The 23,864-nt window shown below is 70.2% G+C and carries 20 protein-coding genes; 17 read left to right on the top strand and 3 right to left on the bottom strand.

The window, feature by feature from the left end; all coding sequences use genetic code 11:
* Positions 1 to 129 precede the first annotated feature (129 nt).
* Positions 130 to 672 carry an MOSC domain-containing protein gene (locus SRB17_RS39495; protein ID WP_153546191.1) on the top strand — a complete coding sequence of 181 codons (543 nt, stop codon included), beginning with the start codon at positions 130 to 132 and terminating at the stop codon, positions 670 to 672.
* A gap of 53 nt (positions 673 to 725) precedes the next feature.
* Complete coding sequence (locus SRB17_RS39500) at positions 726 to 1,337, top strand: helix-turn-helix domain-containing protein (protein ID WP_153546193.1); 612 nt, start codon at positions 726 to 728, stop codon at positions 1,335 to 1,337.
* 116 nt (positions 1,338 to 1,453) lie between these two features.
* On the opposite strand, the gene SRB17_RS45675 is transcribed toward SRB17_RS39500, so the two are convergent.
* The 3 genes from SRB17_RS45675 to SRB17_RS39515 form a co-directional block, all read right to left on the bottom strand.
* Complete coding sequence (locus SRB17_RS45675) at positions 1,454 to 1,960, bottom strand: hypothetical protein (protein WP_194294274.1); 507 nt, start codon at positions 1,958 to 1,960, stop codon at positions 1,454 to 1,456.
* A gap of 25 nt (positions 1,961 to 1,985) precedes the next feature.
* Positions 1,986 to 2,639 carry a hypothetical protein gene (locus SRB17_RS39510; RefSeq protein WP_153546195.1) on the bottom strand — a complete coding sequence of 218 codons (654 nt, stop codon included), beginning with the start codon at positions 2,637 to 2,639 and terminating at the stop codon, positions 1,986 to 1,988.
* Between the two features lie 521 nt (positions 2,640 to 3,160).
* A complete protein-coding gene (locus SRB17_RS39515; protein ID WP_153546197.1) occupies positions 3,161 to 5,779 on the bottom strand; it encodes a LamG-like jellyroll fold domain-containing protein in 2,619 nt (872 codons plus the stop codon).
* A 588-nt stretch (positions 5,780 to 6,367) separates the two neighbouring features.
* Between SRB17_RS39515 and SRB17_RS39520 the strand changes: the two genes are divergently transcribed.
* From SRB17_RS39520 to SRB17_RS39590, 15 genes are all read left to right on the top strand, one after another.
* Positions 6,368 to 6,982: an O-methyltransferase gene (locus SRB17_RS39520; protein ID WP_194294275.1), complete on the top strand. Its 615-nt coding sequence runs from the start codon at positions 6,368 to 6,370 to the stop codon at positions 6,980 to 6,982.
* A gap of 110 nt (positions 6,983 to 7,092) precedes the next feature.
* Positions 7,093 to 8,136 (top strand): lytic transglycosylase domain-containing protein, encoded by a 1,044-nt coding sequence (locus SRB17_RS39525; protein ID WP_416237124.1) that lies wholly within the window; start codon positions 7,093 to 7,095, stop codon positions 8,134 to 8,136.
* Positions 8,137 to 8,237: 101 nt separating this feature from the next.
* Positions 8,238 to 9,236 (top strand): RNA polymerase sigma factor, encoded by a 999-nt coding sequence (locus SRB17_RS39530; RefSeq protein WP_153546200.1) that lies wholly within the window; start codon positions 8,238 to 8,240, stop codon positions 9,234 to 9,236.
* Between the two features lie 109 nt (positions 9,237 to 9,345).
* Positions 9,346 to 10,275, top strand: a complete 930-nt coding sequence (locus tag SRB17_RS39535; RefSeq protein WP_153546202.1) for an ABC transporter ATP-binding protein — start codon at positions 9,346 to 9,348, stop codon at positions 10,273 to 10,275.
* On the top strand, positions 10,272 to 11,042 hold the full coding sequence (locus tag SRB17_RS39540) for an MlaE family ABC transporter permease (RefSeq protein ID WP_153546204.1): 771 nt from the start codon (positions 10,272 to 10,274) through the stop codon (positions 11,040 to 11,042). Before SRB17_RS39535 ends, SRB17_RS39540 begins: the two co-directional genes overlap by 4 nt.
* A gap of 3 nt (positions 11,043 to 11,045) precedes the next feature.
* Positions 11,046 to 11,870 carry an MlaE family ABC transporter permease gene (locus SRB17_RS39545; RefSeq protein ID WP_153546206.1) on the top strand — a complete coding sequence of 275 codons (825 nt, stop codon included), beginning with the start codon at positions 11,046 to 11,048 and terminating at the stop codon, positions 11,868 to 11,870.
* Between the two features lie 11 nt (positions 11,871 to 11,881).
* Positions 11,882 to 13,129, top strand: coding sequence for an MCE family protein (locus SRB17_RS39550; RefSeq protein ID WP_153546208.1), 1,248 nt, complete (start codon positions 11,882 to 11,884; stop codon positions 13,127 to 13,129).
* Positions 13,126 to 14,166 (top strand): MCE family protein, encoded by a 1,041-nt coding sequence (locus SRB17_RS39555; protein WP_153546210.1) that lies wholly within the window; start codon positions 13,126 to 13,128, stop codon positions 14,164 to 14,166. The genes SRB17_RS39550 and SRB17_RS39555 overlap by 4 nt, the downstream gene beginning before the upstream one ends.
* Before the next feature lie 236 nt (positions 14,167 to 14,402).
* The gene (locus SRB17_RS39560) at positions 14,403 to 15,404 is read left to right on the top strand and encodes an MCE family protein (protein WP_416237128.1); all 1,002 of its coding nucleotides are present in this window, start codon (positions 14,403 to 14,405) and stop codon (positions 15,402 to 15,404) included.
* The gene (locus tag SRB17_RS39565) at positions 15,401 to 16,510 is read left to right on the top strand and encodes an MCE family protein (protein ID WP_323377321.1); all 1,110 of its coding nucleotides are present in this window, start codon (positions 15,401 to 15,403) and stop codon (positions 16,508 to 16,510) included. Before SRB17_RS39560 ends, SRB17_RS39565 begins: the two co-directional genes overlap by 4 nt.
* Entirely contained in the window at positions 16,507 to 17,790 is a 1,284-nt protein-coding gene (locus tag SRB17_RS39570; RefSeq protein ID WP_153546212.1) for an MCE family protein, read from the top strand. Before SRB17_RS39565 ends, SRB17_RS39570 begins: the two co-directional genes overlap by 4 nt.
* The gene (locus SRB17_RS39575; protein WP_323377322.1) at positions 17,787 to 19,061 is read left to right on the top strand and encodes an MlaD family protein; all 1,275 of its coding nucleotides are present in this window, start codon (positions 17,787 to 17,789) and stop codon (positions 19,059 to 19,061) included. Before SRB17_RS39570 ends, SRB17_RS39575 begins: the two co-directional genes overlap by 4 nt.
* Positions 19,034 to 19,546, top strand: a complete 513-nt coding sequence (locus SRB17_RS39580) for a hypothetical protein (RefSeq protein ID WP_153546214.1) — start codon at positions 19,034 to 19,036, stop codon at positions 19,544 to 19,546. Before SRB17_RS39575 ends, SRB17_RS39580 begins: the two co-directional genes overlap by 28 nt.
* Before the next feature lie 34 nt (positions 19,547 to 19,580).
* Positions 19,581 to 20,309, top strand: coding sequence for a hypothetical protein (locus SRB17_RS39585; protein ID WP_323377324.1), 729 nt, complete (start codon positions 19,581 to 19,583; stop codon positions 20,307 to 20,309).
* 714 nt (positions 20,310 to 21,023) lie between these two features.
* Positions 21,024 to 23,819 (top strand): ATP-binding protein, encoded by a 2,796-nt coding sequence (locus tag SRB17_RS39590; RefSeq protein WP_323377326.1) that lies wholly within the window; start codon positions 21,024 to 21,026, stop codon positions 23,817 to 23,819.
* Positions 23,820 to 23,864 lie beyond the last annotated feature (45 nt).

Raw genomic sequence — 23,864 nt, forward strand, 5'->3', positions numbered from 1 at the left:
CCTCCCGTCCCTGCTTTTGGTCGCCGACGAGTTACGACCCCACCCGCGATTGATCGTAAATGTTGTGCCTTGAGGGGCCAGGGCTAGGCTCGTGGCTGATCACGGTTACCGACGAGGGGGTTCCAAGGTATGAGCGGGAAAGTGACGGCGGTCAGCAGCAACGGGGAGTACTCGTTCACCAAGCCGAACCGGGACAGCGTCAGATTGCTCGCCGGGCTCGGTGTGGAGGGGGACGTGCACGCCGGTGTGACGGTCAAGCACCGCTCGCGCGTCGCGCAGGATCCCACCCAGCCGAATCTGCGCCAGGTCCACCTCATCCATGAAGAGCTCTTCGCCGAGGTCAGCGGTGAAGGGTTCAAAGTGGCGCCCGGCGAACTCGGCGAGAACATCACCACGCGCGGCATCGATCTGCTCGGTCTGCCGGTCGGCACACTGCTGCGCATCGGCGACTCCGCAGTCCTGGAAGTGACCGGCCTCCGCAATCCCTGCCTGCAGATCCACAACTTCCAGGACGGGCTGCTGAAGCAGGTCGTCGGCCGCGACGAGGCGGGGAACATCGTGCGCAAAGCCGGAATCATGAGCATTGTGAGGGAAGGCGGTGTGGTGCGCCCTGGAGACACGGTCGAAATGGAACATCCCAGCGGTCCGCACCGACCCCTGGACCGGGTCTGACCAGCTTCCCGGGCAGGCCGTGACATCACGACGGCCGTGCGGGTTCTTGAGGTGTGAAGATCAAGCAGGCCCGCGCGGCCATGGCTCATCCTGCCTTCTGCGGCGTGGCGCGCCGACATCTCGGCAAGTTGATCGAAGAACTCGCGCCACGCTGGGAAGCGCCCTGCGAGTCCGCGCGGCACGAGCGGCGCCGGGGCGCGCGCCGGCGGCAGGCCGGAGCCGGCCCGAGGTACGAACTCGTCTTCACCGACCGGCTGCTGGCCACCCTGGTTCACCTGCGCACCGGCCTCACCCACGAGGCTCTCGGCGTGATCTACGAGGTGGGCTCCTCCACCATCGGCCGCGCCATCCGCGAGATCCGCCCGCTCCTGGCGGAGCGCGGATTCGCCATCCCCGACCGGCTCGGCCTGCGGCTGCACACCCTGGAGGACGTGTTCGCCTACGCCGCCGCCGAGAACATCACCCTGCGCATCGACGGCATCGAGACCCAGGTCCGGCGCCCCAGGGCCAACCGGCCCGGCAGGCAAGCTCTCGTCTCCGGCAAGCGCAGGCAGAACACCATCAAGACCACCACGATCAGCGATCAGCAGGGCCGGCCGCACCCTGTGGTCCAGCGCGATGCGTCCCGGCCGGATGCACGACCAACTTGCACGAGCGGATCGTGACCATCAGGCGAGGCGCAGCCAGGCCAGAACTCCCTTTCTGACTCGACGACTGACAGTTCGGGGCCCTGCCACCGCCAGGCAGCAGGGCCCCGAACCCATGCGTGAGTCTTACGCTGTCAGGCCGAATTCAAACCGGCTCCGGGCGTCTCCTCTTGCGCCGCTGGGCCCCGACCGATGGTCATGGACCAGCGCACGACTGACGGTGCTTCGACGGATACGACCCCGCTGCGTTCCACTCCCGTCACTGCCACCTGGTTGTACGTGGTGTTCACCTCGTTGGCGACGCACTCCAGCGGGAAGGAGACATGGACGGACTGCACCACGACCTTGATCTTCCCGGTGCCCTGACAACGCACCGCGACGATGAGCGCATCGCTCTTCTTGCCCTTGCTGAACGCGGTACTGGCATTCCCGTTGGTCACGTTCTGGCGGCCGGCGAGTGTTTCGCCGTCGTCCAGCTCCGGTGGTTTCTTCACGGGGGGCTGCGTGGCGCTGGGGGTGGCGGTGATCGTCGCCGAACCCGACTCGGAGGAGCGCGCGGACTGCGTAGGTTGCTTGGCGTCGGAATGATCCGACGAGCAGGCAGAGACCGGAAGGAGCACAGCGGCACACGCGATGCTCAACCCTGCAAGGGTTCGGCGAGACATGTCACGACTCCCAGATGGCCCAGCCGACGCGATGCGGTGTGTAGATCGTCACGTTCTTCTTGCCACCCTTGCCGCAATTCACGTACGTGTACTGGCTGTACCCGTAGCTCTTCAATCGGTAGACACCGTAGCTGGCGTACGTGGTCTTGTGCGGTGGAGTGTCCGCGCTGATGGAGTTGCCGAGTTTGGCGGTGAGGGAGGCGGAGACGGACACGCCGAACTTGCCCGAGATCTCTACGGCCGCCACGCTGCCCTTCACGTTGAGTTCGCCGCTATAGGCAATGCCTACGGTGCCGGACACCTCAGCCGTGAAGGTCGACTTGGCCGTGCGTGAAGTGCCGTTGTAGTTGGCCTGATCGGCACCCACGCCCTTGTGGTAGTCCTTGTTCTTGCTTGTGGGGTAGTAGTACCAACCCTGCTCGCAGCCGCGCCCGTCGGGCGAGTTGCCCGTGTGATTCACGGCGTCGGACGGTGCGGGAGCAGGGGTTTCGGGAGCACCTTCGATAAGGTCCGACTCTTCCGGCTGATCCGGCGGAGCGGTAGCGACGGTCTCGCTCGATGTCGGAGTCGGGTCGTCCGCCAAGGCCGGGCCAGCACCGGCCAGTACGGCTATAGCGACAGCGGGAGCGAGCAAAGCCCGTCTAGGTATGCGCATGACAATGCTCCTTGGTCAAGGGAGTCGTGGCGCAGCGCGACCAATGATTGAGCCGCAACTGACGAGATCATGTCAGTGCGATCGGGCGGACTGCCGGCTTCCGGCGCTTTTCCTGAGCAAGAGCTGAGGTTCACGCTACTTCCGAGGCGCCCACGGGCGCTCAGTCTGCAAGCAGGGATGCGGAACGATGCCGGGCGTACCGGAATGACCTCGGTCAGCCTCCTTGGCCAGCGAAGTCAATACTGTACGAACATGACTTGACTGACATCGCAGCGATCGCAGTAGAGCCACAAACCCCCGAGCAGGCTCGAGCCCGCCAGGCGATCAAGGAGTGCGAGCGGCGTCTTGCTCGCTACCAGGGCCCCTCTACGAGGCCCTGGGCATCACGATCGCCTACGACAGCGCAACGAGGACCGCGACCGTCAGGTCGAGGCCCTCGATTCCGTATCGCTATAAGGAGTAACTCGGTGTCCGAGGGGCGAGTCGACCGCTGACGACACGGTCCTGGTGGTACAGAACGATCAGGTCAGGACGAGTTCCAGTACGGTGACCGAGAGCGGCGGCACGGTGCTGGTGAAGGACGCTGCCGCACCGGTGACTGTGCTCGTCCTGGGCACCAAGGTGTTGGGTTCCGTCAGCGTGTTGGTGGCGGTGCGCGAGGGGCCGGTCAGGACCGTCGCGGTGGCCTGCCTCTTGACTCCCTTGGCCAGCCCCTTCAGTTCGACCGGCACGTTCACCTTCTCCGTCCCGCTGTTGACGACCGCGAGGTAGAGGCGATTCCCGGAGCGGGTGGCCACGGTGGCGAGGCCGGGCAGCGCACGTGCGGTGGCCGGCAGCACCGTGTTGCCGAGCCTGTTCGTCAGCATGTGCTGTGCCCAGTAGCTGGGCGACACGTAGCTGGTCAGGTTGTCGTAGGCGATCAGGTTGGTGGCCCAGACGTTGTTCCTGACGTGCGAGAAGAGCGGCGCGTAGCACTCCATGAGGACCTGGTCCGAGTTGCGGATCAGCCCGGCCAGCCAAGCGGCGTCGCCGAGCGCCGCGTTGAGGTCGGGTGTGGGGCGGCCCTCCTGCGCGGCCCACTCTCCGACGAAGACCTTCGTCGAACTGCGGTCCCGGTTGTCGTACTTGTGGGTGGAGGCCTGGGCCGCGGACGGCGCGAGGTAGTAGTGCTCGTCGATCAGGTCCGGCGTGCGGCTGGTCACGGACGTCGTGGCGATCAGCTTCAGATGCGGGTACTTCGCCTTGATCGCGTCGTGGAAGGCCGCGAACCGCTCGTCGTACGACCCCGAGGAGTCGAACCAGTCCTCGTTGCCGATCTCCACGAACTCCAGTGGAAACGGCTCCGGATGCCCGTCGGCGGCACGCCGTGCGCCCCACGTGCTGGTGACGGGACCGGTGACGTACTCGATCTCGTCGAGTGCGTCCTGGACGAATGGTTTGAGCGCGTCGCCGGTGACATGGTCACCCTTGAGCGCGTAGCCGGCGTAGACGGCGAGGACCGGCTGGGCGTGCATGTCCTCGACCCACTCCAGGTATTCGAGGAGTCCGAGGCCGTCCGTGGACCAGTAGCCCCAGGCGTCGTCCATGTGGCCGGGGCGTTCCCAGGCCGGACCGATCGTGTTCTTCCAGTTGAACCGTGTCGCGATGGTGTTGCCCTCAAGGAAGTTGCCGCCGGGGAAGCGCAGGAACTTCGGCTTCAGAGCGACCAGTTTGTCCATCAGGTCGATGCGCAGTCCGTTGGGCCGGTCGTTGTAGGTGGGCGGGAAGAGGGACACGTGCTGGAGCCACAGGGTCTCGCCCGCGGCCGCGGGGTCGGCCGTGGTGACGGTCAGCCTCGCGTCGCCGGCCACGGGGGTGCGCGAACCGGTGCGCAGGGTCAGCTCGAACGGGCGGTCGGGGAAGGCGGTGCCGACGTGCGGAACGTGGGCGGACGCGTACACCGTCGCGCCGTCCGCGGACTCGATGGCCACCGTGAGCGGGCCCATGCGTCGCGAGGCCTTGGCGAACAGCCGGGCAGTGTAGGTGGTTCCGGGTCGCACCGGTATGCCCCAGAAGCCGTCGTTGGCGACGCCGGCCCGGTTTCCGGCGCCGGTGCCGCTCGGCAGCACGACCTTGAGGGAACGGTTGAGCGCGGCGTTGAGCGGGGTGGTGGTGTCGAGTGCGAGGGTCGCTGCGCCGACGGCGGACCAGTGGACGGGCGTGGTGTCGCTGGCCATCATCGAGCGGTTCTGGACCAGTTCGGCGTAGATGCCGCCCTCACCGGAGTGGTTGATGTCCTCGAACATCAAACCGGGGAGGATGGGGGACACGGCGTGCGCGGGGTTGGCGACGTCCACGCTGAGCAGCGGTGTCGTGGTCTCCACCGGCACCCCGGCCAGCGCCGCGACCTGGTCGGAGGTGAGGGCGGTCGGGAACATCCGTACGTCGTCGATCAGGCCGTGCCACTGGTCGACGTGCCCACCGCCGTAGAGCGCACGGCCGATGGCGGTGTCCCCGCTGCCGGCCCAGCCCGCGGTGTAGGCGGTCTCCCCCTCCAGCACGCCGTTGACGTAGAGGCGGATGACGCCGGCGGTCGGGTCGCTGACGCCGGCCAGGTGCGTCCAGGTGTTGGTGCTGGGCGCCGAGGCGGCTGCCGCCACCGCGGCGCTCTGGGTGGCGTCCGAGGCCAGCCGGGCGAACGCGAAGGTGCCGGTGTCGTCGCGCAACCCCAGGTAGAAGGAGCTGACGACCTTGCCGTCGATGCTGACGGCGGTCTGGTAGCCGCCGAGTTGCGCGAGGTTGACCCAGGCGCCCACCGAGAACGCCTTGGAGGTGTCGAGGGCCGGCCCGGACGCCGTGGCGTTGCCGCCTGCCGTGAGGCTCAGGCTGTGGCTGCCGACCTTGCCGGTGTCCCAGCCGGCCGCGCCCTGGAGCGTCGCGGTGCGTTGGTTGCCGGAGGAGTCGGCGGCCGAGGTGCCGGAGCCTTCGTCGAAGGTCCAGTGGGCGGCTGCGGCGGGGAGGTCCGCGGCAGTGGCACGTGCGGTGGTGCCGGTGAGTTCCGCGGCCCCGGCGGGAGCGGCGGCGGCGAAGGTCCCGGCGAGGGAGGCGGCGCCCAGGACGGTGAGGACGGTTCTGCGCGGCACTCCGGCTTGTGAAGACATGCGGCTGCGGCTCCTTGTTCGAGATACCGGACAGTGATCGATACTTCGAGCAGCAGGGATCTTAAGGTGTCGGCGAGGCCCGTCAACACCCCTCGTACGGCAATGCTTCTCCGGGCACGGCGGAGGTCCACTTGATCACGGAGGGGGGCGGGCCTGCCGCTCCGCGTCGGCATCTCGGCCGCGAGCACCCACGACAGTCTGGGCCCTCGCGCTCGGGTGCCCGGGACACCGCCCGTCCGGTCCCGCCGCGGACCCCGGCGGCGGCGCCCCGCCAAGCCCCGTGCGGACAAGGGGATACGACTACGACTGCCGCCTGCGCCGTTGGCTCCGCCGCCGCACCATCGTGCCGCGTGTCGCCCGTCGCCCGTCGCCCGTCGCCCGTCGCCCGAATGGGCATCGAGCCGGCGGCCCGTCCGGGCGACATCGGTCGGCTGCCGAGGGCACGGTCAGTCGACTGAGCGGCATCCGGCTCCCGCGCGGGCGATTCGAGCGCACATCGGACCACGTCCTCGCCTTCGTCGTCCATCGCCGCCACCCGCATTGCCACCGACGCCTCAACCGGGCGGCTGCGCAGCCATAATGCACGGCATGTCGCTTCACGGAACCGACGCATACAGGGGCAACGACGCACTGCCTGTGCTGGTCCGGCGAGCCGTCGAGGCGGCGCGCACACACGGGTTCGCGTTCTCCTGCCGGCCCGAACAGGGGCGTCTGCTCCAGGTGCTGGCCGCAGGAGCACCCCACAGCATCGCCGAGACCGGCACGGGCTGCGGTGTCGGCCTTGCCTGGCTGGCCTCGGGCGCCTCTCCGGGCACCCGGCTGATCAGCATCGAACGGGATCAGCGACGAGCCCGTATCGCCGCGGACGTCTTCCGTGACTGCGACCATGTCGAGGTCCTCCACGGCGACTGGCAGCGCATCGAGGAATACGGCCCCTACGACCTGCTCGTGCTCGACGGCGGGGGCCAGGCCAAGGGCGACGGCACCGCAGACCCCGCACGTCTGCTCGCCGCCGGCGGCACGGTCGTGATCGACGACTTCACCCCGGCCACAACCTGGCCACCGCACTTCGATGGCGCGCCCGACGAATCCCGACTTCACTGGCTCGAACATCCCGAACTCCGAGCGGCTGAACTCCGCCTCGCGGCAGACCTCAGCGTGATCGTCGGTACGCGTCTGCCGACCAGCAGAACCCGAGCCTGACGAAGCACTACGAGGAAGGCGCCCGCCCCATCCGCCCGGTTCCGTGCGACGGACCGGCCCTCCGGCCGCGTAGAGCAGACGACGGATTCACCCACGGAGGGGACTGCACAGTGACAGGGCGTGCACTCAAGGGGGCACTGAGGGGTGCCAGGGGTACGGCGGTCGCGGCGGCGGCGATGGCCGTCCTGACCGCGTCGCAGGCGCCGGCGGCGGTCTCGGCCGAGGCCGCCGAGCCCGCGCGGAAGGCGGCGCCCGCCGAGCACGGCCCCAGCGTGTCCGGCAACACCCCGTACCGCACCGGCCTTCCCCCACTGCGGACGCGGAAGAACGGCTCGTCACCGGGAGCGACGGTCGGCGGCGCCCTGCCCGCGAGCGTGTTCGCCGCATACCGGCGTGCCGAGGAGGAACTGGCGCACAGCGCGCCCGGCTGCCGGCTGCGCTGGCAACTGCTGGCCGCGATCGGCCAGGTGGAGTCCGGGCAGGCATGGGGCGGCCGGGTGACCCCGGACGGTACGACCGTCACGCCCATCCTCGGCCCGCGGCTGACCGGCGGCGCCTTCGCCGTCGTACCGGACACCGACGGCGGCGCGTACGACGGGGACGCGGTGTACGACCGCGCGGTCGGCCCGATGCAGTTCATTCCGTCCACCTGGGCCCGCTGGGGCGCGGACGGCAACGGCGACGGACGGTCGGACCCGAACAACGTCTACGACGCGGCGCTCGCCGCCGGCCGCTACCTGTGCGCGGGCGGCCGGGACCTGTCGAACCCCGCCGACCTGGACCGGGCGATCCTGGGCTACAACCACTCGGACGCCTATCTGCGCACCGTCAAGGCCTGGTACGCGTATTACCTGACCGGACACCGCGTGGTGCCGGACGCGTCCACCGGATCCCGGTCGGACCGGCCGAAGCCGTCCCGCCCCAAGAGGCCGAAGCCCTCGCCCTCGAAGCCCTCGGACGACCGTAAGCCGGGCCCTGGTCCCTCGCGCACGCCGTCGGCGCCGCCCGCCTCACCCTCCCCCAGCCCGTCGGGTCCGGCCGGCGTGCCGAAGGCGTCCGGGATGCCGCCGGTCCCCGTCCCCGAGCCGACTCTCACGCTGCCCGGCGGCGGTGTGCTGCCCGACGCGGGGCCGCTGACCATCGGCAACGGCTAGAACACGATGGGCGTCTCCCCCTCCACAAGCACGACTACCCGGCGGTAATGTCGCCACCCGCCGGAAGCACAGGACCGGCGGGTGAGTGCGAAGGGGCCCTCATGGCGACGGACATGCCTGCGGACACAGCGGCCGCCGAGGAGCGTTGGCAGCGCATGTGGAGCCATCGCGAGCAACTGCTGAAGGTGGCCCGGCGACGCTCCATGAGCCAGGAGGACGCCGAGGACGCCGTGCACGAGGCGATGTTGCGGGCCGCGGAACGCCCGGACCTCGACGACGAGCGGCTCGGCGCCTGGCTGACGACGGTGACGATGCGGCTGTGCGTCGACCGGTACCGGCAGGTCAACCGCGAGGCCGAGGTGAGCACCCGCCCCACGCTCGTCGCGCCGGGCCCGGTACCCGTCGAGGAGGCGGTGTGCGACCGGGCCGAGGCGAAGTGGCTCGCCGTGCGCAGCGGTGAGCTGCCCGCCCGGCAGGCGGAGGCGCTCCGGCTGAAGTCCGAGGACCTGGACGTGAGCCAGGTCGCGGTGCGGATGGGGCTCAGCTACCGGACCGTCGAGTCGCTGCTCGCCCGGGCCCGGCGGACGCTGCGCGCCTCGCTGGCCGGGACGCTCGGGCTGGTGCTGTTCCTGGTCGGGCGCGGGCGGCTGCGCGGGGGTGGCAAGGCCCAGGCGGTGGCGGTGACCTCGACGGCGGCGACCCTGGTGGTGGCGGGGTTCGTGCTGCCGTACGCGCTCGGCGGGGGCGGTGCCGCGACCGCTCCGGCGCCGCACCCGGCGAAGTCCCGTGCGGTGGCGCAGGAGCTCCGGAACCACACCAGGGAGCCGGTGCGTGCTCCGCGGACGCGCTGGGCGTCGACGGCCCCGACGCGGACGACGGTCCGGCCGTCCGCCGGCGAGTCCGCCGCACCTCTCTCCGCACCGCCCCTGCCCAAGGTCTCGACGCCTCCGCTTCCGGACCTGCCGGTGAAGGCCGCGGTGCCGTCGGTGCCGCCGGTTCCCTCACTGCCCTCACTGCCCTCACTGCCCTCGGCACCCCCGCTCCCGTCCGCCTCCCTCCCCGTACCCACCGCGAGCGTGACCGCCCCGAAGCTGCCGTAGCACGCCGTAAACGCGTCCGAAAAAAATTCCCGGTCGCCGCGACGGACGCCCCGCCCCTCCCCGTAGAGCAGATGTCGGAGCTGCTCCACGGGCGAAGGGTGGAACCCGGATGGGTGTCGAGATCTGTGTGGAAGGGCTGACCAAGTCCTTCGGCCACCAGGTCATCTGGCAGGACGTCTCGCTGACGCTGCCCGCCGGCGAGGTCTCGGTGATGCTCGGCCCCTCGGGGACGGGCAAGTCGGTCTTCCTCAAGACGCTCGTGGGGCTGCTGAAGCCGGAACGCGGCTCCATCACGATCCAGGGCCGGGACATCACCAGGCTCCGAGAGCACGACCTGTACGAGGTGCGGAAGCTCTTCGGCGTGCTGTTCCAGGACGGCGCGCTGTTCGGCTCGATGAACCTGTACGACAACATCGCCTTCCCGCTGCGCGAGCACACCCGTAAGTCCGAGAGCGAGATCCGGCGCATCGTGCTGGAGAAGATGGACATGGTCGGGCTGATCGGCGCCGAGGAGAAGCTGCCCGGCGAGATCTCCGGCGGTATGCGCAAGCGTGCCGGGCTCGCCCGCGCCCTGGTCCTCGACCCGGAGATCATCCTGTTCGACGAGCCGGACTCGGGCCTGGACCCGGTCCGCGTGGCCTACCTCAACCAGCTCATCGTCGACCTCAACGCACAGATCGACGCGACCTTCCTGATCGTCACCCACGACATCGCCTCGGCCCGCCTGGTCCCGGACAACATCGGGCTGCTGTTCCGGCGCGAGCTGGTGCTGTTCGGGCCCCGCGAGGAGCTGCTGACCAGTGACGAGCCCGTCGTACGGCAGTTCCTGAACGGCCGGATGCAGGGGCCGATCGGCATGGCGGAGGAGAAGGACGCGGCCCAGGTCGAGCAGGAGCTGGCCCAGATCGACGAGGGTCCACGAGTCCGGGACCTGACTCCCCGCCTGCTGCCCGGCCCCGGCATCACCCGCCCGCCCCGCTGGGAGGCGATCGCGAGACGCGAGGCGGAGCTGCACGGGACGGGGGTGAGCAGCCCATGAGGCTCTCCCCGACAGGTGCGCTCCGGCACTCGGGCAACCTCTTCGCGATGGCACTGGACGTCGTCCGGGCCCTGCCCCGACGGCCCTTCCAGGCACGGGAGTTCATCCAGCAGGCGTGGTTCGTGGCGAGTGTCACGATTCTGCCGACGGCGTTGGTCTCGATCCCCTTCGGGGCGGTCATCGCGCTGCAGATCGGCAGCCTGACCCGGCAGCTCGGCGCACAGTCCTTCTCCGGTGCCGCGTCCGTGCTCGCGGTGCTGCGCGAGGCCTCGCCGATCGTCACCGCGCTGCTGATCGCGGGCGCGGGCGGCACGGCGATCTGCGCGGACCTCGGGGCGCGCAAGATCCGCGACGAGATCGACGCGATGCAGGTGCTCGGCATCGACCCGATCCACCGGCTCGTCGTACCGCGCGTGCTGGCGTCGATGGTCGTGGCCGTGCTGCTCAACGGCCTCGTCTCGGTCGTCGGTGTCGCGGGCGGCTATTTCTTCAACGTCGTCCTCCAGCACGGGACGCCCGGCGCCTACCTGGCCTCCTTCACCACCCTCGCCCAGCTGTCCGACCTGTGGGCGGCGGAGATCAAGGCACTCGTGTTCGGGGCCATCGCGGCGATCGTCGCCTCGTACAAGGGGCTGACGGCACAGGGCGGTCCGAAGGGCGTGGGCGACGCCGTCAACCAGTCCGTGGTGATCACCTTCATGTTGCTGTTCGTGACCAACTTCGTGATGACCGCGGTGTACTTCCAGGTCGTCCCGCAGAGGGGTTAGCCGATGAGACCGAGGAAAGTCCTCGACCGCCCCTTGCGCTCACTCGAAGAGCTGGGCACCCAGCTGTCCTTCTACGGGCGCTCGCTCGCGTGGACGGGCCGCACCCTGCGCCGCTACAAGAAGGAGATCCTGCGGCTGCTCGCCGAGGTGAGCTTCGGGCGCGGCGCGCTCGCCGTCGTCGGCGGCACGGTCGGTGTGATCGCGTTCCTGTCCTTCTTCACCGGCACCGAGGTCGGCCTCCAGGGCTACGCGGCCCTCAACCAGCTCGGCACCTCCAACTTCGTGGCGTTCCTGTCGGCGTACTTCAACACCCGGGAGATCGCCCCGCTGGTGGCCGGGCTCGCCCTGTCCGCGACGGTCGGCGCCGGGTTCACCGCGCAGCTCGGTGCCATGCGGATCAGCGAGGAGACCGACGCGCTGGAGGTGATGGGCGTCCCGTCGCTGCCGTTCCTGGTGACGACGAGGATGATCGCCGGCTTCGTCGCGGTGATCCCGCTGTACGTGATCGGGCTGCTCTCCTCGTACCTGGCCGCCCGCACCATCACCACCGGCTACTACGGGCAGTCGACGGGCACGTACGACCACTACTTCCACCAGTACCTGCCGCCCGTCGACGTGTTCTGGTCCTTCGGCAAGGTGATCGTCTTCGCCGTGCTGATCATCCTGGTGCACTGCTACTACGGCTACCACGCGAGCGGCGGCCCGGCGGGCGTCGGTGTCGCGGTGGGCCGTGCGGTGCGGACCTCGATCGTCGCCATCAACGTCCTGGACTTCTTCCTGAGCCTCGCGATCTGGGGCGCCACCACGACCGTACGGATAGCGGGGTGAGAGCGGTGCGCATGCACAGAATGAGACTCAGGCTGTACGGCATCGCCTTCCTCGCCGTGCTCGCGCTGCTGCTGTCGCTCGCGGTGGCCGTCTACCAGCAGGCGTTCACGTCCGTCGTGCCCATCACCCTTCAGGCCGGCACCCTCGGCAACCAGCTCGATCCGCGCGCCGACGTCAAGCTGCGCGGGCTGCTGGTCGGCGAGGTGCGCGAGGTGCACGCGGACGGCACGAAGGCCACGCTCGACATCGCGCTCGATCCCCGGTACGTCCCGTACATCCCCTCGGACGTGCACGCCCGCCTGCTGCCCAAGACGCTGTTCGGCGAGAAGTACGTCGACCTGGTGCCGCCCCCGCGTTCCTCGGCCCGTCCCATCCGCGCCGGAGACGTCATCACCCAGGACCGCACGAAGGTCGGCATCGAGGTGCAGCAGCTGATGAACGACCTGCTGCCGCTGCTGCGCACGGTCCAGCCGGGTGAGCTCGACGCCACGCTCTCGGCGTTCGCCACAGCACTGGAGGGCCGCGGCGACCGGATCGGTGACAACCTCACCCGGGTCGAGGGCTATCTGCGCCGTCTCAACCCGCACATGCCCTCCCTCGAGGAGGACATCTCGCGGTTCGCGGACGTCGCCGAGGTGTACGGCGACGCCGCGCCCGACCTGATGCGGATCCTGCGCAACACGGTCACCACCAGCCGCACGATCGTCGACAAGAAGGACCAGCTGGCCGCCGCGCTCCGCTCGACCGCTTCCGCGGCGGACACGGCGAACGGCTTCCTGTCCGAGAACGGCGACCGGCTGATCACCCTGGGCCGGGTCTCCCGCCCCACGCTGGAGCTGTTCGCCCGCTACTCCCCCGAGTACCCGTGCCTGCTGACGGGACTGGTCCGGCAGGAGAAGGCCTCGGAGGACGCGTTCCGGGGCGGCGAGATGCGGATCACCCTCGAAGTCGTCCGGCCGCAGGGGGCGTACCGGCCCGGTGAGGAGCCGGTGTACGGCGAGCGGTCCGGCCCGAACTGCCGTGGCCTGCCGCACCCTCAGGTGCCCGGCCCGAAACCCCATCTCGATGACGGTACGTCGGCCGGAGGTTCCGGCGGCGCACTCCCCGGAGGTGTCAACGTGTCCGCCACCCGGGCCGAGCAGCGGGCCGTCGGCTCGCTCGTGGCTCCCGTCATGGGCGTCCCCGCCGACCGGGTCCCGCCCGTCGCGACCCTGCTGTTCGGCCCGCTCGCGCGCGGAACGGCGGTGAGTGTCGCATGAGCAGGTCAGCAGCCCGCCAGACCGCCGCCCCACTGATCAAGTTCAGCCTCTTCGCACTGGTCACGATCGCGGCGACGGCGCTCCTCGGCGCCACCATCGTCAACATCTCCTTCACCCCGAAGGACACCTACCACGCCGTGTTCACCGACGTCACCGGGCTGGAGACCGGCGACGACATCCGCGTGGCCGGAGTGCGGGTGGGCGAGGTCGAGGGCATCCGGATCAAGGACCGGACCCTGGCGGAGGTCACGTTCACCGTCAGCGCGGACCGGCCGCTGCTCGCGGGGACCCACGCGGTCGTCCGCTACCGCAACCTGGTCGGGCAGCGGTACATCGCGCTCACCGAGGGCCCCGGCGACATCACCGCCCGGCTGCGGCCGGGCGGCACCATCCCGCTGTCCCGGACCCAGCCGGCGCTGGACCTCAACGCCCTGCTGAACGGCTTCAAGCCGCTGTTCGCCGCGCTCAGCCCGAGCGACGTCAACCAGCTCGCCACCGAGATCGTCCAGACCCTCCAGGGCGAGGGCGGCACCGTGAACAGCCTCCTCGCGCACACGGCCTCGCTGACCACGACCCTCGCCGACCGCGACAAGCTGATCGGCTCGGTGGTCGACAACCTCAACACCGTCCTGGACACGCTCGACAAGCGCGGCTCCCGCTTCTCCGGGCTGCTCACACAGCTGCGCCGGGTGGTCTCGGGGCTGGCCGCCGACCGGGGACCCATCGGGGAGTCGCTGGTGAGCATCGGTGACCTGAACGACGTCACGTCGGGGCTGCTGAAGGACGCGCGTCCACCGCTGAAGGACGACATCGCCGGGCTCGGCGGTCTCACCGGAACCCTGAACAAGAACGAGCACACCGTGGAGGGCGTCCTGAAGCGGCTGCCGAACAAGCTCAACGCGCTGACCGGGACGGCGTCCTACGGCTCCTGGTTCAACTTCTACCTCTGCGACTTCGACGGCCGGATCGTGCTGCCGAAGACCAAGCAGGTGATCACCCCGGACCTGCACGTGGCACGGGCGAGGTGCGGCGGATGAAACTGCGTGTCCCACGGCAGCGCCGTCCTGAGCCGCTGGTGAAGGTACGGGTCCTGCCCCCGAAACTGCCGAGACTCCCCCGGCTGCTGCCGAAGCGCAAGCCCCGCCCCCAGCCCTTGGTCAAGGTGCGCGTCCTGCCTCCCAAGCTGCCCAAACTCCCCCGGCTGCTACCGAAGCGCAAGCCCCGCCCCCAGCCGCTGGTCAAGGTGCGCGTCCTGCCCCCGAAGCTGCCCAGGATCCGGCTGGGGCGCCCACGCCTGAAGCCCTTCCGTGAGAGGAACCCGGTCGTCGTGGGCGCCGTCGGCCTCACCGTCCTCGCGCTGCTCACATTCGCCGCCTTCAACGCCGACAGCCTGCCGCTGATCGGCGGCGGCGACACCTACACCGCGGCCTTCTCCGAGGCCGGCGGGCTCAAGCCGGGCGACGAGGTACGGATCGCCGGGGTCAAGGTCGGCAAGGTCGACGGCGTCGACCTGGACGGCGACCACGTCAAGGTCACCTTCAAGGTGAAGGGCCACCCCGGGTTCGGCACCGACACGGGCGCGGCGATCCGCGTCAAGACGATCCTCGGCGCGAAGTACCTGGCCCTGTACCCGAAGGGGCCCGGCCAGTTGAAGCCGGGCAGCGAGATCCCGCTCGGCCGGACCGTCTCGGCGTACGACGTCGTCCAGGCCTTCAGCGACCTGACGACCACCACCGAGGCGGTCGACACCGACCGGCTCGCGAAGGCGCTGGACACGATCTCCCTCACCTTCCGGGACTCCCCCGAGGAGGTGCGGGCGTCGATCAAGGGACTGTCACGGATCTCCCGGACCGTCGCCTCCCGGGACAAGGCGCTGCGTGGGCTCCTCGACCATGCGAACGGGGTCACCAAGGTGCTGGCCGGTCACACCAAGGACTTCTCCGCGCTGGTGAAGGACGGTGACGCGCTGTTCAAGGAGATCGACAAGCGGCGCGCGGCGATCCACGCGCTGCTCAGGAGTTCCGCGCTGTTGGGCATCGAGCTGTCCGGCCTGGTCGACGACAACAGCAAGGAGATCGGGCCCGCGCTGAAGAACCTCAACACCTTCCTGAAGATGCTCGAACGCAACCAGGCGAGCCTCAACCGCAGCGTCCAGCTCCTCGCGCCGTACGTGCGGCTCTTCACCAACACCCTGGGCAACGGCCGCTGGTTCGACTCCTACGTCCAGAACCTGGTCGCCGCCCCGGTCACACCACGGACGGGAGGCACCCGGTGACCCGCAGACTGCTGGCCCTGTTCACCGCGCTCGCCGTCGTCGCCGGCCTCGCCGTCGTCCTCTGGCCGGGCCCCGCCCCCGTCCACGTCACGGCGTACTTCCCGCGCACCGTCGGCATCTACCCCGGCTCCGACGTCCGCGTCCTCGGCGTCCGCATCGGCGAGGTCAGGAAGATCACGCCGGAGGGCGACCGGGTCCGGGTGGAGCTGGAGTACGACCGGGGGCGCAAGGTCCCCGCCGGCGCACAGGCCGCCATCGTGAACTCCTCGGTGGTCAGCGACCGTTACGTGCAGCTGCTGCCGGTGTACCGCAAGGGCGCTGTCCTGCGGGACGGAGACGTCATCCCCGAGTCCCGTACGGCCGTCCCCGTCGAACTGGACCGGATCTTCGACAGCCTGCACACCACCGCCGAGGCGCTCGGCCCGAACGGCGCCAACAAGCAGGGCTCGCTGTCCCGGCTGCTCGGGGTGAGCGCGGACAACCTCCGGGGGCAGGGCAAGAACCTCAACCAGACGGTCGAGGACCTCTCCCAGGCGGTCACCACGCTGTCCGACGGGCGCGGCGACCTGTTCGGCACCGTACGGAACCTTCAGGTGTTCACGGCAGCGCTCGCGGCGGACGACACCAGCGTGCGGTCGTTCGACACCGACCTCGCCGACGTGGCCGGGCAACTGGCCGGGGAGCGCAAGGATCTCGCCGCCGCGCTGAAGTACCTGGCCGCCGCACTCGGTGACGTGGCCGGCTTCGTGAAGGGCAACAAGAAGGCGCTGACCTCGGACGTCACGGGCCTGGCCAAGGTCACCAAGGTCCTCGTCACCCAACGGGCCGCACTGGAGGAGCTGTTGACCGTCGCCCCCACGGGCCTGTCGAACCTGCAGAACGCCTACAACCCCGCCGCCGGCACCCTCGACACCCGCAACAACGCACAAGCCTCCCAGGATCCGTCATCGCTGCTCTGCTCGATCCTGAAGACGACCGGCGACGACCACGACAACTGCGCCGGGCTGAAGAAGCTCTTCGACTCCCTGCCCAAGGTGCCGTCGGCCCCGGCGTCGACGGGCACGGTCGACAAGACCCTCGGCGGAATCCTGGGGGCACCGGCATGAGCGTGCAGCGCATGGCGCGGGTGGCCGCCTGGACGGCTGTCGGCTCGCTGCTGCTGACCGGCTGCGAGTTCAACGGCTGGTACGACGTCCCGCTCCCCGGCGGCGCCGCCTCGGACGGCCACGCCTACCACGTCACCGTCGAGTTCCGGGACGTCCTGGACCTGGTGCCGCAGTCGGCGGTCAAGGTCGACGACGTCACCGTGGGCGCGGTCGAGAAGGTGGAACTGGACGGCTGGCACGCACGGGTACGGCTGCGCATCGCCGACTCGGTCAAGCTGCCCGGCAACGCGGTCGCCGACCTGAGGCAGACGAGCATGCTCGGCGAGAAGTACGTCGCCCTGTCCGCGCCGGCCGGCACCGCGCCCGTCGGACGGCTCCACGACGGCGACATCGTCCCGCTGTCCCGCAGCGGCCGCAACCCGGAGGTCGAGGAGGTCCTGTCGGCCCTGTCCGCACTGCTCAACGGCGGCGGGGTCGCGCAGCTGAAGACGATCACCGTCGAGCTGAACAAGGCCCTCAGCGGCCGCGAGGACCGGGTCAGGTCCCTGCTGAAGCAGCTCGACACGTTCCTCGGCGGCCTCGACGGCCAGCGGGCGGAGATCGTGCGCGCACTCAAGGGCGTCGACCGGCTGGCGAAGCGGCTGAAGAAGGAGAAGAAGACGATCGCCCTGGCCGTCGACACCATGCCGCCCGCGCTGAAGGCCCTCGCCGACCAGCGCAAGAACCTGACGAAGATGCTCACCTCCCTGTCCACACTCGGCAAGACCGGCACCAGGGTGGTGAACGCCTCCCACGACGACACCGTCGCCGACCTGAAGAAGCTCCGGCCCATCCTGCAGGAGCTGAACAAGGCGGGCGACGACCTGCCCAACTCCCTGGAGATCCTCACCACTTACCCGTTCCCGCGCAACGCGACGGACGCCGTCAAGGGCGACTACGTCAACCTGAAGATCACCGCCGACCTCGACCTGGCGGACCTGTACGGCAACGTCACCGGCAAGCCGGGCAAGGGCGGAAAGTCGCCGGCCCCCGGGACCCCGCACCTTCCCGGCCTCCCCACTCCCACCCCTCTCCCGTCCGTCCCGTCCCTGCCGGGCACCCCGTCCGTGCCCCCCGTGCCCTCCGCACCCACCGTGCCCTCGACGCCGTCCGACGGCAGCACCCTGCTGTGCCCGCCCGTGTGCACCGCGGCCTACGGCACCGGGGGCGGCTCGCGTCGCCTGCCACCCGGGATCGATCTCGGCCTCGCCGAGCTGATGCTGAAGGGGATCATGCCGTGATCACACGTACGGTCAGGGCCCAGCTGCTCGCCTTCGCGACCGTCACCGCCCTCGGGGTGTCGTACGTCGGCGCCCGGTACACGGGCCTCGTGGACGACGTCCTGCACCGCGGGTACACCGTGCGCGCCGACTTCGCCGAGTCCGGGGGTGTCTTCCCCGGCGCCGAGGTCACCTACCGGGGCGTGCCGGTGGGCCGCGTGGGCGATCTGCAGCTGACCGGGTCCGGGGTCTCGGTGGCGCTGAACATCGAGGACGGCGCCCCGAGGATCCCGGCCGACACGCTCGCGGTGGTCGCCGACCGTTCGGCGGTGGGCGAGCAGTACGTCGACCTCCAGCCGCGGCGGTCGGGCGGGCCGTACCTCATGGACGGCAGCCCGATCCCGCGCAGCCGCACCCGGACCCCGCTGCCGGTCACCGACCTGGTCCTCAGCCTCGACCGGCTGGTCAACTCGGTCGGCAAGGACGATCTGCGGGTCACCGTGGACGAGTTGGGCAAGGCCTTCGCCGGCACCGGACCGAACCTGAGCCGGCTGGTGGACTCCGGCAACGCGCTGGTGGAATCGGCATCCGAGTCGCTCCCCCGGACGGTCTCGCTGATCGAGGACTCGCGGAAGGTGCTCAAGACACAGGCCGACCAGGGCTCGGCCATCAAGTCGTTCTCCCGCGACCTGGCCACGCTCACCGAGCAGCTGAAGTCGAGCGACGGCGATCTGCGCAGGCTGATCGGCAACACCGCGCCCGCCGCCGAGCAGTTGGACTCCCTGCTGAAGTCCACCCGGCCGCACGTACCGGTCCTGCTGGCCAACCTCATCAGCGGCGGCCAGATCACCCTGGCCCGGCTGCCCGGCGTCGAACAGGCCCTGGTCACGCTCCCGCTCACGGTCGCGGGCAGCTACACGGTCATCCCCGGCGACGGCACCACCCACTTCGGGCTGACCGTGAACGCCGACGACCCGCCCGCGTGCACCCAGGGCTACGGCACCCAGCGGCGCGACCCCGCCGACACCGGCACGCGCGCGGCGAACACCGGCGCGCATTGCACGGCACCGCGCGGCAGCAAGACCTCGGTGCGCGGTGCCCAGAACGCGCCCGGCCCGGCCACCGGTCGGTACGGCGCCGACCAGGCCGCGTTCGTGGCCCCGTACGACCCGGAGACCGGCACCGTGACCGGCCCGGACGCAGCGCCCGTCGAGATCGGCTCGACGGGCGGCGAACAGACCCTGTTCGGAAAGGAGTCGTGGCAATGGCTGCTCGTGGGACCGATGGCGTGACAGGGGGCCGCGCGAGGCTGCTGTCGGCGGGACTCGTCGCCGCGACCGTGCTGACGGCCGTGCTGTGTGTCTGGCTGGGCCTGAAGCTGGCCGACCAGCGCGGGGCGGAGCACCGCCGTCAGGACATCCTGGCGGCGGCCCGCCAGTCGGCGCTGAACTTCACCTCACTCGACTACCGGCACTACGACCGGGACAGCCGCACCGTGCTGCAGGGGGCCACCGGCGACTTCAAGAAGCAGTTCGCCGCGCAGACCGCGCAGCTGACGAAGCTCGTCGCCCAGAACAAGTCGGTGTCCGAGGGGCAGGTCCTGGAAGCGGGCATCGTGCGGTCCGACGCGCGCTCGGCCCGGGTCCTGGTCGTGGCCGACAGCAAGGTGACCAACACCGCCGCGCCCGAGGGCCAGGCGCGCACGTACCGGCTCCAGCTCGACCTCGTGCGCGTGGCCGGCCGCTGGCTGACCTCCGATGTCACGTTCGTGGGCTGACCCCACTGTGAGGCCGTCAATGAGGAGAGACACCGTGGCGAACCCGACCTCCCGCACCCGCGGCACCGGCTCCCCGGCCCGCCGCACCATGACCGCGGCCGCACGCGCGGCGGCCAAGCGCGCCGCCCGCCAGGAAGAGGAAGCCGTCCCCGGGCGCACCCTGCTCGTCGAGCCCCCGGCGGACGGCTGGGAGGACCCGCCGGAGCCCGCGCCCGAGCCCTTCGAGGATGAGCCGGAGGACGGCGCGCCCTCGCGCAGGGTCGGACGGCGCCTGCTCACCGCGGTGCTGGGCCTCGTCCTCGTGACTGCCCTGGTCGTGACCGCCGTCCTCGGGTGGCAGTACCGGCAGGGGCGGCAGGCGGAGCAGGCCCGGGGCGAGGCCCTCGCGGCCGCGCGGAAGGCGGCGCCGGTCGTGCTGTCGTACGACTACCGGCACTTGGACCGGGACTTCGCCCGGGCCCGCGCCCTGCTGACCGGGCACTTCCGCGACCAGTACGGCAGGACGACGAAGACGGTGGTCGCGCCGACGGCGACGACGTACCACGCCGTGGTGAAGGCGACCGTGGCCACACCCTCCGACGGCGGCACCCCTGCCGCGTCCGTCGTGTCGGCCACACCGGACAAGGCCGTCGTCCTGCTCTTCGTCAACCAGGTCACCCGGAGCACCCAGGTCCCGACGCCCCGACTGGACCTGAACCGGGTGCGCTTGACGCTCACGCGTACCTCCGACGGCTGGAAGGTGAGCGGCGTCGACGCCCTCTGACACGTCAACAGAGACTGGTCAGCGGTGGTGTGACCTCCTCGGAGGCATCGATCGTTCACAACGCAGGGCTGGGATACAAAGACGACTGGCTGAGCAAATCCCGGGGTCGGGTCGAACAGGAGATCGACGAAGGCTGGGACACGTTGTCGCGGAAGGGGTCTGACGGTTCTGCCATGGCAGTTGCTCGGGGTGGATTTCTCCAGGGAGTTCGCGGAGCGCCTCGAGCCCCTTGCAATCTGCTGCTCGCACGCGTGGACGAAACCGCAGGACCGAACTACCAGCCTGCTTCGCGGCTGCGGGAGCGATACCTCGACCCCGAGGAGAGGGGCGAAAGCTGGCGCTGCCTGGCCGGCCGGGGTGGTCCGGCTGTCGGGTCGGGCGGGCGCCGGAGCCACCGCTCAGGGCGAAGGTGAGCTGCTCGCGCGCGGAGCAAGCCCCAGCACCGATCTGGCGCCGGTCGTTCCGAGCCCTTGATGGCGCTTTGTTACATCGAGTGATCTCGCCCGCTTCGTCGAGGACGTCGGTGAAGACGAGCACCGGCGCGTCGGCGTGTGCCCGTGCCGAGGCGAGCGCCGGCTTGCGACTCCGCCCGGCACGCCTTGCGACGGCGCTCACGACCTACCACTTCGGCTCCCTGCTGGGAAGGCTACCGACACGGTTCCTGCACATTTCTGTCGCGGATCGTCCCACTTCGCTAGCCTGACCAACAGGCTGGTGAGCGAGGGGAATAGCGTGCCGGAGCAGGAGCGCGACGAGAGACGAGTTGGTTCGGTGGGCCCCAGCCGGGCGGGGACGCCCCTGTATGAGCGTGACGATGAGGTGGCCGCCGCGCGGGAGGCAGTGGAGGCGCTCTGCACCCGCTCGGCGGACAGCGGTGGTCGACGTGGCGGGCTGCTGTTCTTGAGCGGTGCGGCAGGACTGGGCAAGACGACTTTGCTGGCCGAGATCCGAGGCATGGCCGCCTCCCGAGGGTGCACGGTCCTGTCCGCGCGCGGCAGCGAGCAGGAACACACGGTTCCCTTCCACGTCGTCCGGCAGTTGTTGCAACCTGTGCTGGCGTCCTGCGCCGAGGCCGAGCGTCGCGAGATCTTCGGGGGCTGGTACGAGATCGCGGGGCCGGCCGTCGGCCTCTTCGCTCAGCAGGCCGGTACCGCCGTGCCGGATCCACAGGGCGTCCGGGACGGTCTGGACTGGGTCCTCACGCAGCTCGCCGTGCGCAAGGCGCCGATCGTCACGGTCGTTGACGATGCTCACTGGGGTGATGCGGAGTCCCTCACCTGGCTGGCCACGTTCGCTGTGCGCGTGCAGGAACTTCCGGTCCTGATCGTCCTGGGGTACCGCCCGAACGAACTGCCGGCCGAGGCCGCGGCGTTCCGTGAACTGGTCGGCGGCCGCGGGTCACACCCGATCACCCTGCACGCTCTCAGCCCTGAGTCGGTCGCGAAACTGGTCCGTGACGCCCTCGGGCCGGAAGCGGACGATCCCTTCTGCCGCGAGTGCTGGGCCGTCACCGGCGGCAACCCCTACGAGACGGTCGAACTCGTCGCCAAGGTCCAGGACCGCGGTCTCACCCCCTCCGAGGAGTCGGCCCATCTGCTGCGAGACCTCGGTGCGTCGTCCCGCGGCACCGGACTGGTCGAACGACTGGAGAGGCTCGGGAACCGGGCCGTGCGGCTTGCCTGGTCGGCGGCGGTACTCGGTACCGAGATCTCCCCCGAACTGGCGGCTTCGGTGGCCGGGCTGCCACCGGCCGAGGCTCAGGACGCCACGGACACATTGCGGGTCGCTCGTATCCTGACCGGCACCAGGACGCTCGAGTTCGTCCACCCCCTCATCGCCACTGCCGTGTACCGGGCCATCCCTTCGGCGATGCGCACCGCCATACACGGGCAGGCCGCCAGCGCGGTAACCGACGCGGGCTTGAACATCACTGTCGCCGCCCGGCATCTGCTGGAGACTCATCCGAGCAACGACCCACAGACCGTCGAGCAGCTGCGCGCGGCCGCGCGGGAGAACCTTCGCCAAGGTGCTCCGGACGCCGCACATCGCTGCCTGGAGCGTGCGCTGCGCGAACCACCCCCAGCCGAGGAGCGCGCGGCCGTGCTCTACGAGCTCGGCTGCTCTGCCCTGCTCACCTCCCCGGCCACCACGGTCAACCACCTCTCGGCGGCCTTGGAGCTTCCCGACCTCGACCCCAGGCTCAGAGAGGACGCCACTTTCCGTTTGGCCCAGGCTCTCGCCCACAACGACCAGCTCGGCGAAGCAGCTGCCGTGGTGGGGGCCGAGGTTGCCCACGCACGGACGTCCAGGGCGCGGCTGCGCCTGCAGGCCGCCCACCACCTGTGGCGGGTCTTTGACACGCGGGAGGTACAGGCGCCTGTCCGTTCCCGTAGACTCGCGCGGCTCGCCGAGCATCTGTCCGGGCAGAACGTGGGAGAGAAGGCCTTGTTGTGCCTGCGTACCTGGGATGCCACGCTGCGCGGTGAGCCGGCCCAACACGGGCTGGCCGTCGCCTCGCGCGCCGTGGGGCTCAGCTACACCGACCCTGACTGGGGCTTCGAGCTGCCCAGCCTCACCGCGCTCGGGTACATGTACGCCGACGAGTGCGACCGTGCAGAGGAGCTGTTCAGCTCCGCCATCGCCGAGTGCCAGCAGGTCGGATGGAGCGGAGCCCACCTCTCCTTCGCCTTCAGCCTCCTCGGGCTGGTCCACTTCCGGCGCGGACTGCTCGTCGAGGCCGAGCACTGCGCGCGTGAGGCAGTCCGGCTGGCGGACCGCGTCGGACCCAGGTTGCCCGCCAAGTGGTACGCCGTCGGCCTGCTGCTCGATGTCCTGCTGTCCCGCGGCCACATCGAGGAAGCGCTGAACGTCGCCGAGATGCACGACTTCGCGCCCCCTTACCCCAACGCGGTGGTCTTCCCGGACCCCCGGACGCTGTACGGGCGTCTGCTGCTCGTCCGTGGCCGTCGCGAGGAAGCCATCGCCCAACTCACCGCAGCCGGGGAGCGACTGGAGGCCAAAGGCATATTCAATCCGACCTGGTGTCCCTGGGCGGGACACCTCGCCCTCGCCCTCGCCCCGGAGGACCCCGCAGGCGCCCGCGCTCTCGCAGCGCAGACACTGCGCCGAGCGGAGCGTTACGACACGCCCACCGCCAAGGGTGAGGCATTGCGCTTCAGCGCGGCGGTCTCCGAGGAGGGGGACGCCCTGGCGCTGCTGGAGCGCGCGGTGGAGACGCTCAGCAAGTCCCCGAACCAGCACCTGTACGCCGAGGCACTGGTCGACTTCGCCATTGGCCTCAGACGCTGTGGCCGTGCCGACCGGGCGGCGGAACCACTCTTCGAGGGCGCCGACTTGGCGGAGACGTGCGGCGCGGAACATCTCGCGGCGCGGGCGCACGCAGAGATCGCAGCAGCGGGCTTCCGTCCGAGTGAACTGCGCACCACGGCGCAGCGGGAAGAGCGCACAGCAGAGCCGGGCCGTGCGGATACCGAGGAACTACGGCACTGAGGCTTTCGCAATCTGCGGGGCCGCCGGAGACCGCGCCGTAGAGCG

It is taken from the genome of Streptomyces sp. RB17 (assembly GCF_009604455.1).
Taxonomy (GTDB): Bacteria; Actinomycetota; Actinomycetes; order Streptomycetales; family Streptomycetaceae; genus Streptomyces.